Here is a 15,983-nt window from a genome sequence, read left to right as displayed (position 1 = left end):
AAAGGACATTTTTCTTGGAACTAAAGTGGCTGGAAGATTTCATTAGTGTTGCCGAGAAGGGACACTTTGCCCATGCTGCAGAGGCACGGTTCGTTACTCAGTCCGCTTTAAGTCGTCGTATTCAGGCGCTGGAGTCGTGGATTGGCACACCTCTTTTCAACCGTTCAGCACACCCCATCAAGCTGACGCCCGCGGGGGAAGATTTTATCAATACCGCCAGAAATATTGTCGATCAGTGTTACGAAGCGCGTGCGGTTGCGAATGAATACTCAAAAATCGGTAAAAACAGCATCACGATTTCCAGTCTGCATACTCTGGCGTTAAAATTTGTACCTGAGCTGATAAATTCCTGGCATGGGGTGACGTCGCCATTTTCTACCCTGATCATTGCCGAAACCCGTGCGGCCGAAGACTATCTGACCAGTCTTCACAACGGGGCCAGTGATTTCTTCATCTCATATCATCATGACTCGATCTCGTTCGATTTCGATCCGGTACAATTCCCTAGTATCGAAATTGAACGCCACCACTTGCGTCCATATCAAAGCATCGATTCTGCTCCGATTGATCTACGGGAGGATGGTTTCGAATCCATCCCCTATGTCGCCTATTCCAACACTTCCTTCATGTCCCGGATTTTTGAGCAGTTGCTTGGCAAAGCGCGTTTTAGAAAGAGACTAAACATCGTGTATCGAGCAGCTTTGGTTGAAAGCATATTGGCGGCAACGCAAAATGGATTCGGAATATCATGGTTGCCAGAAACCGTTGTTCCGGGAGATCCCGCGGAGCAAGGACTGCGTCTCGTGCCAAGTAATCATACGACAGACCTATCTATTCGTATCTACTGTGCCGCGAGTAATGGAAACCCCATCGTTTCTGATATTTGGGAAAAGCTCAAGCAGCCGGACTGACAAGCTTCATCACTCCGATTCCGGAAGAAGCGCTTTTTTTGAACATCAGCCGATGCGCTGAACGGTAAATCGCGAGGAAACAAGTGCGCCATTCTGTTTCGATATCTGTTGCAAACCGGCAGTATCACTGATGGAAAACACGGATCTGATATTTTCGTTTTCGAAATGAATGGCAACCCCCTCGTCAATCGCGAAGGCTGGAAAGACTGCCTCACCATTGGCTAGGAAATCTTGAAATATTGATTGCCGGCCAGGGTTTACATCATAATGCACACAAACACTGCCGTTCAAGAACCCGTACCCCTGTAGTGGAGCGAGCTCTGACTTCACCGAGTCCGTAATATTCCAATCAAACATGATATTGAGACCAGCACTCGCACCGGCAATTATCACGCCTTCTTCATAAGCATTGCGCAAGGCATCCACGACACCCCATTCCTCAAAAATCGCCATCAGGTTACGGGTCGATCCTCCGTCCATAAAAACGATATCGACGCCGGCAAAAAACAGACTGGGATCACCCGTCGGGGGATTAAACAAACTGAGTACATGAGGCACTGCATCAATCCGCTCGGCCAACGTGAGGAATTCAGCAATTCGATCCTGCCGGTCACCTTTCGCAGCGCCCACATAACAAATAACAGGATTTGTCTTTTTCGACAGAGAGACAAGTTTTTTCGCCATGGCGGGTTCGGCATCTTCCGCCACAAACAGGGACGCAGAATCACTTATGCCAAAAAATTGCCGGGAAACAGCTGTCATGGAGCAACCGCCTGCATCAGCTGCGCGCACAAGATCGCCCCATAAGTGCCCAGCGCATAACCAAGCACCGCGAGCAGGACCCCGACGGGGGCGAGCGCAGGATGAAAGGCCGCCGCAACTACAGGGGCTGACGCTGCACCACCGACATTCGCTTTACTACCCACCGCGACAAAGAAAAACGGAGCCCGGATCATCTTGGCGACCACGATCAACAATATGCTGTGGAACAACATCCAGATGAACCCGACGAGGAAGAGCATCGGCGCATCAGCCATTTGGAAAATATCCATCTTGGTGCCGATAATAGCGACCAGCAGAAATATAAGAACAGTTCCGAACTTGGAAGCACCCGCTCCTTCAAGGTCGCGCGCCTTGGTAAAGCTGAGTGCTACGCCCAAAGTGGTCGCAATCACCACTATCCAGAAGAATTTACCCGCCAGAAAACTGTCAGTAAAAGCAGGTATGGCTTCGAAAGCACCGGACAGAAAACCACCCAGGAGATGAGATAGACCGACCCCGCCAAAAGCCACCGCGAGCAACAGCATGATTTCCGATGTGGTAGACGTGCGTTCAACAGACAGGGTAAAATTCGCCATCTTGTCTCGCAAATTTTCTATCGCACTAGAGTCTGCCTTTAGCCAGCGGTCCACTTTCTCAACATTACCAGCACCATAAAGCAGAAATGCCATCCAGATATTGGCAATGACGATGTCGACAGCGACCATGGCGCCGTAACGCTCTGGATTATAGCCATAGACTTCCAGCATCGCTGTCTGATTGGCACCGCCGCCGATCCAGCTGCCGGCCAGTGTTGCAAGACCGCGCCATACTGCATCAGCCCCTTCACCACCAACAGTCTCCGGACTAAACGAACCCACAATCAGGATCGCGATAGGCCCACCGATGATGATGCCGATAGTGGCAGTGAAAAACATGATGAGCGCCTTGGATCCAAGGCCCATAATGGCTTTGAGGTCGATGCTCAATGTCATCAATATCAACGCTGCGGGCAGAAAATAATCCTTGGCCACCTGCCACAAACCGTCATCGGCCGATGCCACAATACCAAAGCTGCGAAGCAGTGAGGGGATCAGGTAGCAGAGCAATACGATGGGAATGAAAACGAAAAACCGATCCCAGAAACCGCCCCGGTTTTTGAGAAAAAACAGGATACCCAATATAGTGCAAAGGACACCAAAGCTCGCGACATTATCCAGCGGCAATGTCATTGGACGGTCTCTTCACTAACCTTTTGTTCTTCCGGAATTTCCTGCTCCTCCTCTTCCTTGGTATCTTCTTCCTCTACCTCAGGCTCTATCGGTGGCAGAACAGGTTGATAGTCTTTATCGAGGACATGTTTGGCATACCAGGCAAGTTCTGTATTGATCTTGAACAGCTGGTTAAAGGGCTTGCGAAAACCATGCGGCTCACCCTCGGCAACATAGAGGCTTGTCGGTGCACCGGCCGCCCGGACGCCCCGGTACATCATGATCTGCTGGGTAGGCGGCACCCGTACGTCGTTGCCACCGTTGAAGAACAAGGTCGGTGTTTTCACTTTCCACGCATCTTTCAATGGTGACTGGGCGATGTAACTATCCAGCGGTGCATTTTCCTGCCACGGGGCACCGCCAAACCAGGGCGTGCGATTGTGGCGTACGTCACTCTCCCCGTACATGGATATCCAGCTGGAGGCACCGGCACCGGATGATGCCGCCCTGAAACGATCAGTATAGGTGATCAGCTTATTGGTCATATGGCCGCCGGCACTCCAGCCCATTTTCACCAGCCGGTCTGGGTCGGCAATACCCTGTGTGACCAGGGCATCAATACCGTCCAGAACATCGAGATGCGAGTTGCGGAAATAGTTGCCGACCATGTCGCGCATGAAGGCATCGCCATAGCCGGTTCCGCCTCGATGATTGGGCAGGAAAACCGCATATCCCTGCCCTGCGAGAACGCTTGCATATCGTGAGGTATTCCAGGATCCAAATTGCGAAGATGAGCGCGGCCCGCCGTGCGTGATTGTGACCAGCGGATATTTTCCATCGGACTGATAGCCCACTGGCGGTATCAACAGGCCCTCAAGCGATGTGCCATCTCGCGCCGTCCATTGAAAAACCTGCTGCTGGGGAAGCCGGACATGTTCTGTCCATTCGTCATGGATCCTGCTGACCTTTTCAAGCGGACCGCCTTTTCTCTTTATGTAAACCTCACCGGGACTCCGCGCATCAGTAAGCAGCATGATATGCGTGTCGGTCTCCGGACTATAGCGCCAGTCTCCCAACGCATGATCGCCCTTGGTAATCGGTGTCAGCCGACTGCTGCCCAAATTCAGTCGAAACAGATTGGTGCGCACGCCCGTATTGCCCAATATGAAAATTTCCGAACCCTGTTTATTCCACGCGAAATCAAGAACTTCCATGGGCTCGTTCGGAAGCAACAATTTTGGCTGTGATGATCCTATGGCCTGAACAAACAGATTGTCTTCATAATAACCTTCGCCCTTTTCATTAACGGTGGCGATAAACGCAAATCGCGTCCCATCAGGCGATAGTTGCGCTTCCGCTTCATGATATCCATTCTCGGTCAGGCGGGTATCGCTACCGGTCGCGATATCACGCAGCCACAATTCCCGGTGGTGACTGGCATAACCTGCACCCTCTGGCATGCGGCTGTAGATAATTTGACTATCATCAGCCGACAGGGAAAAATGGCGAACGCTGAACGGGCCGGCCAGAACCGGCTCCGATATCTTCTCGTCCCTCTGGTAACGCCAGAGTTCCATCGGAATGGAAACATCATAAGACGCTATTTCTCGCGCCTTGTCTTCCTTGGTTTTCTTTTCGTCACGTCGCATCCGAAAATAGATCGTGCGACCATCAGTCGTCCATTTGATGTCAGAGACATTCTCGGGATGTTCGAACAATTTGGTCAGGCTTTTGCTTTCGATATCGTAAAAATAGGCAGCAGCCTTTTCGTCATCTTCACGTTTCAACGTTGCCACGAAACCGGAACTGTCCGGGGCCCATTGTGCGGCCGACAGGCTGTCATCCTCAATCTCGCTGCGCGGAATTACCCGCAAGTCTCCAGTTTCGACATCAATCAGGTTGTAAGCATCAACCCGCTCATTCTCTGCCCAATCCACCGCGGATTGGACCATGACGATTTTCTTACCGTCCGCAGAAAGCATGGGGTCATCCAGCCGCGGCATCTCGATAAACGCAACTGGACTTACCGTTGTTTTTTCAGATTTCTCGGCTGCCTGTAGCGGCGTTGAGACAGTCATGCCGACCCCCAACAACAGAACTGCCGTGGAACTCGCAACGCGTAAGTTTCTGATGATCGCCATGCCCCTCACCCTTCTTTATGTTCAAAGAATTGTCATGATGCATACAAATGCCACAGGTCGCCAATTCATAATTCGAATGTCATCATGCGTTTTCGGCAAGATCACCCTCTCGGCCGAACTACTGTGCACATCGAAAACAATATGGCGTTGTTATCGTCATTTTCAGGGACCAGCAATGCCGCTAGTCAGTTGATTCTTGCCCGCAATAATACGGAAAATTCCGAAGTGGGTTGGGGACGTGCAAATACGCCCTTGGGATTAATGCAAATATATGTGACCGCCGGATCGTAGCCGCTCACGGGTTCATAGCCACAGTCCGCGAAAGATACCGGCATGGTCGGCTGGTTGGAGAAAGCGACGTCATTATTGTAATCAAGGCTTAATGTGCTGCCATTGTCGACAAACACGATCGGGTCACTGCCGGGGAAATTGTCCGGTCCGCCATTATCGATATCATCGTTCAGAAAAGCCATCTGACTGGGCAACTGGTCGATGATGAAGACGCTATCTTCTCCACCCGGCCCGCCGCCGACATTCTGGACGACAATTGTGTAGATAATATCTTCGCCCGGTATGGAAAAGCCGCTGCTGGTGCCACTGCCCGTATAGACGGAAGAGGTTTTGATGACGTTCAACTTGGCCGGATCAATTGATGACGTGCGCCCAAGTTCCGAAAAATTGCCCTGACAATTGCCCGGACCGCCATCAATCGCTCCCCAATTGGGGTCACCAACATTGCTGCCCAGCACGCTCGTTCCAGCAGAACCACCGCTAACCATCGGTGTGATCGCAGCACAGGTTGCGCCAAATAGCCTGATTGCACCGCCACCGCCGCCTCCGCCGGTACCATGGGCGAATTGATCATTGGCTTCATCGCCGCCTTCGCCTCCGGCAACGCTGAAAACAGGAGATCCTGATATACCGGTAATGACAGATAGCGCGATCGCTCCGCCCGCGCCGCCACCGTCCGAACCATTGAAATTATCCGCAAGGGCCGACAGGCCGTCCGCAATCATCCGGCCGCCATTGCCTACAAGGAGGTCCACCCGGACAAAGATAAGCCCGCCACCGCTGCGATCGCCTCCGCTTTCAGCCTGCGAGACTTCCGATCCCGATCCACCGCCGCCGCCCATGAACAGTCGGTTGTTGGGAGAATAATCCAGGGCTTGGCCACCAAGACCGCCGAAATTGCCGTCATCGTCACACAAGTCCAGTTCACGGCCACCCAGGCCGCCGGCACCAATGTTGCCGCCGCCGCCGCCGCCGGCATCGGTAATATTTCCGCCACCACCGCCATTGCCATTATGTCCGCGTCGGGCCTCATGAGCAGATGCGCCAGGCACGACACCTTCGCCCTTGTTGCCCGTCCCCGCCTGCATGATGCCGGTATAGTTGAATTGATCCGACCCACAGCTATCAAAAGGTGTTGATGTTGCCAACGCACCGCCACGAAATCCCCGACCTGTCGCATTGATATCTGCGCCCAATGTCAAGGTCCCGACCACATCAAATGCTACCACACCGCCAATTCGCCCGTTCCAGGCCTGTGGCACGACCGTCTGGTTCAGGTTCAGGCTGTCAAAAACGGGCACGCTGATCATCTGTAAGGAGCCACCGGTAGAAAAAGACACCGTGGGAGCATCGGATAGAGTGACCGTATTTCCGGAAACCGAAACGATTTTGACATATTCAAAGCGTCCGGCACTATTATATGCGGTAATATCGCCATGGGCAGCATCGTCGTTTCGCGTGACGGAGGCCCCTTTCATCTGCACTATCAGTGCCCGGCTATTTGCGGTGAAACCGCTGCTGCTGGATAGCTGGACATTAGTCGAAGTGATTGAGACGACCTGAGCATAGCTGTTTATCACGGTGCCGGAAGGAATATTGGTGGTCTGCGCAAAAGCCGCTGCATAAGGATATACGAGAACCGCCAGCAGGCCGGTGATACATATTTTCCAGATCGATGCCCTGAGACTAAACAAGTCTTTCAATCCCCCCGTTACCAAATCTTCCTCAGAGAAACAGAAACGGTTGTTTCAAATCGAAATTAATCCGGATTTGGGCGATATATGCAGTGGTAACACTTCGGACGTCCGGATTTTGTCAATCCGTCATACAGCTTGCCGCCAAATTCTAGGCGCCGCGCTGTCCCAATACCTCGTTTTCCACTTTGATCCGGTGGCGTAGCAGAACCGCGTTCAGGATTGAAAAGACAAGCGCTACCCACGGCAATCCCATAAGCAGGGGCACGATGGCGATTTCGAGCACCACGACCAGATAATTGGGGTGCGGGATATATTTGTACGGGCCGCGCCGGACCCGGTCGAAATGCGGGGCAGAGATGATCCTTGTCGTCCACCACCGGCCGATGGAAGCGAGCGTCCACACACGTAGAATCTGCGTACTGACAAACAGCGCGAGCATGATCGGGTTTAACTCGCGCAACGGATCGACCAGCAGGAAGATAACTGCCAGCCAGGCACTGTGGAGAAAGATGAACCAGTGATAGTGATCAGCGCCAAATTCCTCCCCGCCTTCGGACAGCAGCCGCTTGGTATTGCCATTTGCATAGACCAGTTCGGCAAGACGCTGCACAACAATGTAGATCAGAACCCATGTGACAAGGGTCGGGGGAGTCGTAAAAATTGCGCCTAAACCATCCATCAATCTGCTCCCGCCGGGTCCAATATGCCGAGCACGGATGTAAAGCCGGGACCAAGCGCTGTCATCAGGACAGGTTTCTGAGGATTATCCTCTAGTAATTTTTCGAGTACGAACAACACCGTCGGCGATGACATATTACCATGATGTTTCAGCACCTCGCGGGTCGCCGGAATGCCCGGCAGTTCCGGCGCGAAATAGTCTTCCAGAGCCTCCACCACGCGGCCGCCACCGGGATGACAGGCCGGCTCGGCCATATTCGATTTTTCCAGACCATGTTCGCTGAGGAACTGATCGCAAAACGGCGTAAAATCCTTGGCCACAAAAGTCGGGATATCGCGCGCCAGCACAAGGTCAAATCCGGTTTCACCAATATCCCAACCCATCATGTCACGCGTATCCGGCCAGGTTTTCTGATCAAATGCGCGGAAAGACGGGTTCGCGCCCTGCCCGTTCCTTCCGGTCAGGACAGCCGCTGCACAACCGTCGGCAAACAGCGCGGTTGCAATCATGTTCTTCTTGTCAAATTGGCTATCGTCATAGGAAAGACTGCAAAGCTCCAGCGAGATCAGCAACACATTCTGGCCGCCATTTGCATCTGCCAGATCATTGGCCAATCTTATCCCCAATATGCCGCCTGCACAGCCATAGCCGAAGACCGGCACGGTCTGCACCGACTGGCGAAAGTCCATTGTCTCGATCAACCGGCTCGGAATGGACGGCGTCATCGTACCGGTTGTGGAGATCATGACGATCACATCAATATCAGCAGGCCGCAGGCCGGATTTTGCCAAGGCTGCTGTCGCCGAACCCTCCGCCAGCGCCCTTCCCACTTCATCATAAATTTGCGCACGCTCCGGCCAGCTGCGCTGCTCCAGATAATAATCCGGTTCCCGCGCGATGTAACGATGATCAATACCGCTATTGCCCAATATCTGCTTCAACCGCGCGGGCAAAGCCGATCCGCGTGCCTTTGCCAGCACTTCCAGAACATCCTCTTGGCTGATCTTGTGGTCAGGAAGGGCCGTTGCGATGGATCTCAGTTGGGACATGGGACATATTCGCGCTGCATGCCTAAGCTGTTACACACAGCTGTTTCAGAAACAAAAGAATAATCGGCATCATGCCCGAACGGACGTATCGCATATATTCCCGTTGCGAACTGCCGAAGATGGGTTAGCATGGCATATAACAGGGAAGGGTATAGCCATCGGCGGAATAGATCTGGCACTGGTCGATACGACTTTGCGACTGCTCACGCTGGGTGGGCAGATTATGATCATTGCTGTGCTGTTGACAAGCCGGACCCGACGGGATCTGAAAATATCGCTGCTCGGCGTGCTGATCAGTTCGATGGCCTATTTGATCAATTCATCGGTCACGCTGGCACCACCGTTTCCCTGGCGCAGAGCCATTGACTTTCTCTCGATATCAACAACCGTCTGGGCATGGGTATTTGCGCATCAGCTGTTTGAGCGCCGCATTGCCAAGCCATTGCTAATCGCCGTACCCATATTGCTTACGCTATTGTGGATCGTTGCCGTCACCATGCCGGACAAGCAATGGTTTACCTTCTATGCGATCCGTCTCCTGTCCCTCGCGCTGGTCGTTCACCTGATCATTATCGCCCTAACAGGCCGCGTTGATGACCTTATAGAAAAACGCCGGCGAATCAGGATGTATCTTCCGATATTTGTCGGACTACAGGTCGGTGGTGTTTTGACCTACGAGCTTTTCTTTGATGCTACGGACAATATCCCGATTGTATCAGCGATCAATGCGATGCTGATCCTGATCCTCGTTCTGGGCGCAGGGATGGCGGTGTTAACGGCAGATGGGGATTTGTTTTCTAAACTTACCACGGACAAGCGACCGGTCCGTCCTGTTCTAAATCTTTCACCATCGGAAACCGTGTTGCACGACAAGCTCATCACCGCGATGGAAGAAGGACAATATCGCGAACCGTCGCTAACCATAGCGACACTGGCTTCTAAATTGGATACGCCTGAGCACCGTTTGCGCGCACTGATCAACAAGCAGCTCGGCCATCGCAATTTTTCATCCTTTCTCAACGGCTATCGAATCACCGAAGCCAAGGAAAAACTGTCGGATCGCGCGCATGTTGACTTGCCGATTCTGACAATCGCGATGGATTTGGGCTATGGATCGCTTGCCCCGTTCAATCGCGCGTTTCGCGCCGAAACCGGCCAAACACCTAGCGATTTTCGCAAGGCAGCAATTGATCAAAACTGAAATAGTCTGATCATTTTCAAAATCGCACAGCATTTTTCAGCATTGCAGAGAGGCAGGCCAAGCTTTCTGTCACTTTACCTTCATCAAACCAAAACTGCTTTTGATGGAGAATGACATGCCTGAACTTTTTGATGCCATAGTGGACCACATGATCGGTGCTTTCACCTTTGATCTGGGACGCTATCTGATTGCTGCGGGTACATTGTCTTTAATCCTGTGGGCGTTTGGCAAATGGAGCGCCGCCAGGCGGATCCAGACACGCAAGGCCGGTATCGGGGATTATAAGCGCGAATTTTTATCATCCATGCGCACAGTCTTGGTTTTCGGGCTCACCACCATCAGTACCGTATTACTGGAAGCCTCTGGCTGGATCTCCGTCATAACCGGTGAGATATTCTGGCCATTGTTTATCATACAGCTTTTGGCGATGATTGTTGCCCATGATGCCTATTTCTATTGGATGCATCGCTGGCTGCATACGAAAACGATGTTCCGTTTCTCCCATTTGCATCATCATAAGTCACGCACGCCAACACCATGGGCCGCCTATAGCTTCTCGTCATTCGAGGCGATGGCAGAGGCAGCCTTTGTACCCCTCTATCTGTTCATGTTCTCACTCTTTTCCGCTGGCATGTATCCTTTTGCGATCTTCCTGTTCCTTGCCCATATGATCATCCGCAATGTCATGGGTCATGCAGGCGTCGAACTGTTCCCCGCGGGCTGGACGCGCAATAAATTTGTCGGCTGGATCACCACGACCACCCATCATGACCTGCACCATAGTCAGGGCAACAGCAATTTCGGCCTCTACTTCACCTGGTGGGACCGGATGATGGGTACAGAGCATCCCGATTATGAAGCCCGTTTCGATGCCGTCGCCAAACCGATCCGCCTTTCGGTCGGAGCCACCGCCAATATCTGTATCGCTGCCTTCTCGCTGCTCGCAGTGGCAACCACGGTCAATCTGATTTGATGTTGCAGGACAGCAAAGTCTATAATTTCCATGCTAATTTATAGGTTTTGCTGGTAGATAGATATTTGGAATATCTTTTATATATTTGTTATTATTATGTTTTTATCGGTTTCTTGCATTTTTTGTGCACTGCAGCATTTTTTCTTGACTTTGGCGTAATCCTTCCCTATTTGTGCACTGCAACAAACAAATGGAAGCAAAGATGGCTGATACGAAAACGACTGATACAAAGGCTGTTCCGGCTGCTAACAAGCCCGCCAGCCTCTCTGCTGAAGCGGCTTATGCTGCCGCTGCATCCGCAGAACCTGTAACCGCTGAAGAAGCGCCTGCTCCAAAAGCAGCCGCCACACCAGCATCAAAGACCGCAACAACAACCGCTCCGGCTCCTGCCGCGAAAAAGCCGGTTGCTGCTCCAACAAAAACAACGGCTTCAAAACCCGCTGCAAAGAAGCCTGCAGCAACCAAGGCGGCTCCTAAAAAGACTGTTACGAAGCGCAAAGCCGCTCCGAAACGCGCCGCAACAACCGCGAAAAAGACTGTTAAAAAAGGAACGACCAAAATGACAACCGCAAAGAAAACCACCGCAAAGAAAGCACCTGCGAAGAAAACCGTGAAAAAAGCTGCTCCAAAAGCCGCTGCAACCAACAAGAAAGCTCTTCAGGACATGGCTGCCAAATTGCAGGCACAGCTTGAAAAGCTGACCGCAACCGCTCAGGAACGCGCTAAAGAAGTTGCTGACCGTGCTGTTGAAGTTTCCAAAGATGCTGTTGAATTCAACCGTCTGAACGTTGAAACCCTGGTTGAAAGCGGCAAGATCACCGCTAAAGGCGCTCAGGAAATCGGCAAGACCAACGTTAAATATACCCGCGAAAACTTCGCGGAAGCCAGCAACGTTCTGAAAAACTCTTTCAATGTTGCTACGCCAAAAGATTTTGTTGAAATGCAAGCTGACTTCATGCGCAGCAGCCTGGACCGGGTTATGGACCAGACCTCTAACAACATGGATGCCGTGACCAAATTGGCGGGTAAAGCCTATCAGCCAATCGCTGATCGCGTCAGCACCATCCGCAAGGAAATTCAGAAAGCCGCTTAAGCCGCTTTCATCGTCATGCAAAAGGCCGTTCCCCCGGGAGCGGCCTTTTTCTTTTGCTCGTCTCGGGTCGATTTATCGTAAAATCATCGCCAATTGATCAATCCGCCACTTGCCCTGAAGGGTGAAAATACCATATCCTGTTCGACATGACTGAAGTAGAGATTCTCTCCCCCACATCAATTGACGCCGCCGCACTCTTTTTCGAAGGCAGCGAAGCGGCAAAATTGCGCGAGCAGATGGCCGGGGATGATGATGACGGCGCGGACAATAACGGTACCGGGGACAGCGATGATACCGATCTCGGCATCGCCACCAAAACACGGACCAAGACCAAGAAACCCAATCCCTACAAAGTCCTGCTGCTCAACGACGATTACACACCGATGGAATTTGTCGTGCTGGTACTCAAACGCTTTTTCCAGATGGATATTGATGAAGCGACCCGGGTCATGCTGCATGTCCACCAGAAAGGCGTCGGCATTTGTGGGACATTCAGCTATGAAGTGGCGGAAACCAAGGTTACGCAAGTCATGGATTTCGCGCGCAAGAACCAGCACCCCTTGCAGTGCACTTTAGAAAAAGCCTGACCCGACACCAATTATATAAGGAAATAGATATGTCAGAGACCCCGGTAATTACCGTAGATATTGTCTCGGACGTGGTCTGCCCTTGGTGTATCATTGGTTTTAAAAAGCTCGAACAGGCTATGCAACGCTTTGAGGGCAAAGCGGAATTCGCCCTCGCCTGGCATGCATTTGAACTCAACCCGAACATGCCGCCCGAGGGGCAGGATATTAACGAACATATGGCGCAGAAATATGGCGCTACTCCGGAGCAAAGCAAAGCCAATCGTGAGCGGTTGCGCAATGCTGGCAGCGATCTCGACTTTGAGTTCAGCTATCATGAAAATATGCGGATGGTGAACACATTTGATGCTCACCGCTTGCTCCACTGGGCGGGGGAAACCGGCAAGCAGACCGCGCTAAAACTGGCTTTGTTCAAGGCCCATTTCACCGACGGTAAAGACGTCAGCGATCATGAAATATTGACCGAAGTGGCTGTTGCCGTCGGTCTGGATGAAAAACGCGTCCGCAGCCTGCTGGCCAGTGATATGTACGCGGCTGATGTTCGCGCTGTCGAAGCACAGTGGCAAGACCGTTTCATCTCCGGCGTTCCGGCGTTTATCTTCAATAAGAAATTCATGGTCCCCGGCGCACAGGACAGCGACGTCTTTGCCCAGATTATCGAGAATAAGGTATTGGCCGCGGCGGCCTGAACCTACTTATTCGGCGATCTCTTGGGCGGCATCGGAAAGAAACCAGACGTTCGCTCGATATAATCCACATAATCCGGCCGGTTCTTGCGCAGCGCATATTCCAGCATGGGTGCGCCGCTCCATTTGGTTAGCGTGAAGCTGAGGAACAAAGGCCCGATGATCGCTACCCACGCTGGCCAGCCGACTTGCGCCGCGACCAGCCAAATGCCCCACCAGGTGCAAAAGTCACCAAAGTAATTGGGATGACGGGTATAACGCCAAAGCCCGGTATCCAGCACCTTGCCTTTATTCGACGGATCCGCCTTGAACGCCTTGAGCTGCGCATCCCCGATCGTCTCGAAAGCGATGCCGATAATCGCTAGCACTAGCCCGATTATCGCCACCGGCCCAAGGCCCTGATCACCCGATAGCAATATGCCGATTTGAGCCGGCAAACAGACCATGAAAAGCAGCGGAATCTGCAATACCCACGCTTTTATCAAAGCCGTTTTCGCAAAACTCCAGCCCTTTTTCTTCATCGCGGTGCCGATGATCTTGGTGTAGCGCGGATCCTCGCCCTCCTTGCTCCAACGCAAGTAAAGATGCGTGCCCAGCCGCACGCCCCAGGTAACGGTCAAACCAAAGATCGTCCAACCCAACCAGCCTGCATTTCCCACTTGCCAAATGGATGCGCCCGCCATGATCGCCATGCCATAGGCCCAGAAGGCATCGATAAAGGACACATCACGGATTTTTATGGAAACCAGCCAGAGAATGATCATGACCGCGACCAGCAGAACAAGATTCAGGCCGAGGGCTGCGAGCAAGGTCATCGCTCTTCTCCCGGTTTCCCCGCGCCCGGTTCCGGGTCGGGATTGGTGTGGACGATATCATCCATGGCTTTTTCCGGGAATTTCGGCGTGACGCTGTGATAAAAACTGCTGACCTTCGCCATATCGGCTTCATAATCGCCGGTCACCTCAATCTGCGGCCCAAGCCCACCGGTTTTCTTGGCATAGTCCATCATCCCGATGATCAGCGGGACTTTGGCCTTCAGCGCAATATAGTAGAAGCCGGTTCGCCATTGCCGAACGTTGCCGCGCGTCCCTTCTGGCGGAATGGTAAGTATGAAGTCATCGCGCTTCTCAAACTCCGCGACCATCGCATCGACCATGTTGTTCGATTTGGACCGGTCGACCGGAATACCGCCCATTCGCCGCATCATGTCGCCGAACGGCCATTTGAACAGCGTATCCTTGCCGATCCAGTAGGACTGGATCTTCAGCTTGTTGGTCAGCCCGAAAAAGTAGATGAAGTCCCAGTTGCTGGTATGCGGCGCGGCAATGATCACGCATTTGCGCGGCGCCGGGTTTTCCTGAACGGCTGTCCACCCGGTAATGGTGTAGACGAACACGGAAAAGCGCCGGACAATCTCCGACAACCAGTTTGGTTTGATATTATCGTGCACGCTTCCCCCGTTTGCGATCCCGCTCGCAGCTGTGAAATGACAATAGGTCCATTTCCCCCAAGCGCAACGGCAGATGTGCCTCGCCAATTACCCGCGGTTCAGCTTTTGGCAATCCGAAATGTCTAGATTTTGCGGCTATGGCATCTGGAGGGACAGCATTCATGAAAATATCACCGCTATTGGCATCAGCCACCATCCTCTCAATTCTCGCTATACAGCCCACTATAGCACAAACAGGGCAACCCGCTGAAACACCGCGCAATCCTCAGGTGGACTATGCAGGCTTTCTGCAACTCACCGAGCAGCTATCCGAATATCGTACCGGCCGGCTGATCGATCTGGATCGTTTTAACATAGTGGCAAAGCAACCAAACGCTGTCATTTTGGACACCCGTTCCGCCGCTGCCTTTGCGCAGGGTCATATTGACGGCGCGATCAATATTCCGTTCTCCGATTTCACCGAAGAAAAGCTGACCAAGATATTGGGCGAAAAATCGCGGCCGATCTTGATCTACTGCAATAATAACTTTCGCGACAATGTTCCGCCGATCGTTCTGAAACGCGCGCCATTGGCGTTGAATATCCCAACTTTTATAAACCTTTACGGCTATGGCTATGAGAATATCTATGAACTGGACGGGGTGACCCATATTGCCGATCCGCGCGCGAACTGGACCGGAGAACCTTCTCCCTTCACGCTGGATGCACAATCTTTACGCAGTCCTGCTACCTTGGATGCGACGCGCGCCAACTAGACGGTTTTTCAAAAGTGCCTTGCCAGATTCCGCGCTTGGCATTTTCCGCTTGCGCTTCTTCGGCCCCGTAAATGACCTGATCAAAATTATCAGATGATATCGCATGGCCTTCAGACACCATGTGAGCACCAAGGTCTTTGTCGTCGCTTATGCAGGTTACGATAGTTCGCCCATATTGATCCCGGGCATGAACATCGCAGCTATAGTCGCCAGCACCCAAACTCTCTTCCAGCGCCGCGCGTGCCTGTTTGCCGCAAGGCCAATCTTGCCCTGCGGCATCTTTGCATGATTGGCGATATTCCGGCGCATCAATACCGTAGATGCGATATTCCATATCCGCATCCCGAAAGCTGTCTCCGTCAATCACGCTAACCTGTTCGCCATTAATGACGATGATCTCTGCCGGGTTAACCCAGCGCATCAAAACCCATGCGCCACCAATAACAGCCAGGAACAGCAATGTGGTTCCAAATTTACCGAAATATTTGCGAGCCATGTCT

General features: G+C 52.4%; 16 protein-coding genes. 7 read left to right on the top strand and 9 right to left on the bottom strand.

The genetic code is table 11. The features are described 5' to 3' along the window. The first annotated feature begins 14 nt into the window (after positions 1 to 14). Complete coding sequence (locus tag DK507_RS11380) at positions 15 to 911, top strand: LysR family transcriptional regulator (RefSeq protein ID WP_109356511.1); 897 nt, start codon at positions 15 to 17, stop codon at positions 909 to 911. Between the two features lie 45 nt (positions 912 to 956). Here the strand turns inward: DK507_RS11380 and DK507_RS11375 are convergent, their stop codons facing one another. The 6 genes from DK507_RS11375 to DK507_RS11350 form a co-directional block, all read right to left on the bottom strand. Continuing rightward, a complete protein-coding gene (locus tag DK507_RS11375; RefSeq protein ID WP_109356510.1) occupies positions 957 to 1,673 on the bottom strand; it encodes a Type 1 glutamine amidotransferase-like domain-containing protein in 717 nt (238 codons plus the stop codon). After that, positions 1,670 to 2,902, bottom strand: a complete 1,233-nt coding sequence (locus DK507_RS11370; RefSeq protein WP_109356509.1) for a DUF819 domain-containing protein — start codon at positions 2,900 to 2,902, stop codon at positions 1,670 to 1,672. Before DK507_RS11370 ends, DK507_RS11375 begins: the two co-directional genes overlap by 4 nt. Then, entirely contained in the window at positions 2,899 to 5,022 is a 2,124-nt protein-coding gene (locus tag DK507_RS11365; RefSeq protein ID WP_109356508.1) for a prolyl oligopeptidase family serine peptidase, read from the bottom strand. Before DK507_RS11365 ends, DK507_RS11370 begins: the two co-directional genes overlap by 4 nt. 185 nt (positions 5,023 to 5,207) lie before the next feature. Next, positions 5,208 to 7,007: a hypothetical protein gene (locus tag DK507_RS11360; RefSeq protein WP_162559021.1), complete on the bottom strand. Its 1,800-nt coding sequence runs from the start codon at positions 7,005 to 7,007 to the stop codon at positions 5,208 to 5,210. Positions 7,008 to 7,158: 151 nt separating this feature from the next. Continuing rightward, positions 7,159 to 7,689: an isoprenylcysteine carboxyl methyltransferase family protein gene (locus DK507_RS11355; protein WP_109356506.1), complete on the bottom strand. Its 531-nt coding sequence runs from the start codon at positions 7,687 to 7,689 to the stop codon at positions 7,159 to 7,161. Further along, positions 7,689 to 8,738 carry a type III polyketide synthase gene (locus DK507_RS11350; protein ID WP_109356505.1) on the bottom strand — a complete coding sequence of 350 codons (1,050 nt, stop codon included), beginning with the start codon at positions 8,736 to 8,738 and terminating at the stop codon, positions 7,689 to 7,691. The genes DK507_RS11355 and DK507_RS11350 overlap by 1 nt, the downstream gene beginning before the upstream one ends. On the opposite strand from DK507_RS11350, the gene DK507_RS11345 reads away from it, so the two are divergent. The 5 genes from DK507_RS11345 (at position 8,719) to DK507_RS11325 (ending at position 13,281) form a co-directional block, all read left to right on the top strand. After that, positions 8,719 to 9,939, top strand: a complete 1,221-nt coding sequence (locus tag DK507_RS11345; RefSeq protein ID WP_109357640.1) for an AraC family transcriptional regulator — start codon at positions 8,719 to 8,721, stop codon at positions 9,937 to 9,939. The genes DK507_RS11350 and DK507_RS11345 overlap by 20 nt on opposite strands. Positions 9,940 to 10,054: 115 nt before the next feature. Continuing rightward, on the top strand, positions 10,055 to 10,912 hold the full coding sequence (locus DK507_RS11340; protein ID WP_254054357.1) for a sterol desaturase family protein: 858 nt from the start codon (positions 10,055 to 10,057) through the stop codon (positions 10,910 to 10,912). Between the two features lie 202 nt (positions 10,913 to 11,114). Continuing rightward, positions 11,115 to 12,005, top strand: a complete 891-nt coding sequence (locus tag DK507_RS11335; protein ID WP_162559020.1) for a phasin family protein — start codon at positions 11,115 to 11,117, stop codon at positions 12,003 to 12,005. Positions 12,006 to 12,241: 236 nt separating this feature from the next. Further along, a complete protein-coding gene (gene clpS, locus DK507_RS11330) occupies positions 12,242 to 12,592 on the top strand; it encodes an ATP-dependent Clp protease adapter ClpS (RefSeq protein WP_109357639.1) in 351 nt (116 codons plus the stop codon). 29 nt (positions 12,593 to 12,621) lie between these two features. Beyond that, positions 12,622 to 13,281, top strand: coding sequence for a DsbA family oxidoreductase (locus tag DK507_RS11325; protein WP_109356502.1), 660 nt, complete (start codon positions 12,622 to 12,624; stop codon positions 13,279 to 13,281). Positions 13,282 to 13,283: 2 nt separating this feature from the next. Here DK507_RS11325 and DK507_RS11320 read toward each other — a convergent pair whose 3' ends face one another. Beyond that, on the bottom strand, positions 13,284 to 14,093 hold the full coding sequence (locus DK507_RS11320; RefSeq protein ID WP_109356501.1) for a DUF1295 domain-containing protein: 810 nt from the start codon (positions 14,091 to 14,093) through the stop codon (positions 13,284 to 13,286). Next, positions 14,090 to 14,728: a lysophospholipid acyltransferase family protein gene (locus tag DK507_RS11315; RefSeq protein WP_254054356.1), complete on the bottom strand. Its 639-nt coding sequence runs from the start codon at positions 14,726 to 14,728 to the stop codon at positions 14,090 to 14,092. Before DK507_RS11315 ends, DK507_RS11320 begins: the two co-directional genes overlap by 4 nt. A gap of 161 nt (positions 14,729 to 14,889) precedes the next feature. Between DK507_RS11315 and DK507_RS11310 the strand changes: the two genes are divergently transcribed. After that, the gene (locus DK507_RS11310) at positions 14,890 to 15,483 is read left to right on the top strand and encodes a rhodanese-like domain-containing protein (RefSeq protein ID WP_162559019.1); all 594 of its coding nucleotides are present in this window, start codon (positions 14,890 to 14,892) and stop codon (positions 15,481 to 15,483) included. On the opposite strand, the gene DK507_RS11305 is transcribed toward DK507_RS11310, so the two are convergent. Then, complete coding sequence (locus tag DK507_RS11305) at positions 15,455 to 15,979, bottom strand: thermonuclease family protein (RefSeq protein WP_109356499.1); 525 nt, start codon at positions 15,977 to 15,979, stop codon at positions 15,455 to 15,457. The genes DK507_RS11310 and DK507_RS11305 overlap by 29 nt on opposite strands. Between the last annotated feature and the right edge of the window lie 4 nt (positions 15,980 to 15,983).

Source organism: Sphingorhabdus sp. EL138 (genome assembly GCF_900258045.1).
Taxonomy (GTDB): Bacteria; Pseudomonadota; Alphaproteobacteria; order Sphingomonadales; family Sphingomonadaceae; genus Parasphingorhabdus.
Note: the sequence above shows the minus strand (reverse complement) of the source record. Positions and strands in the feature narration are given on the sequence as shown.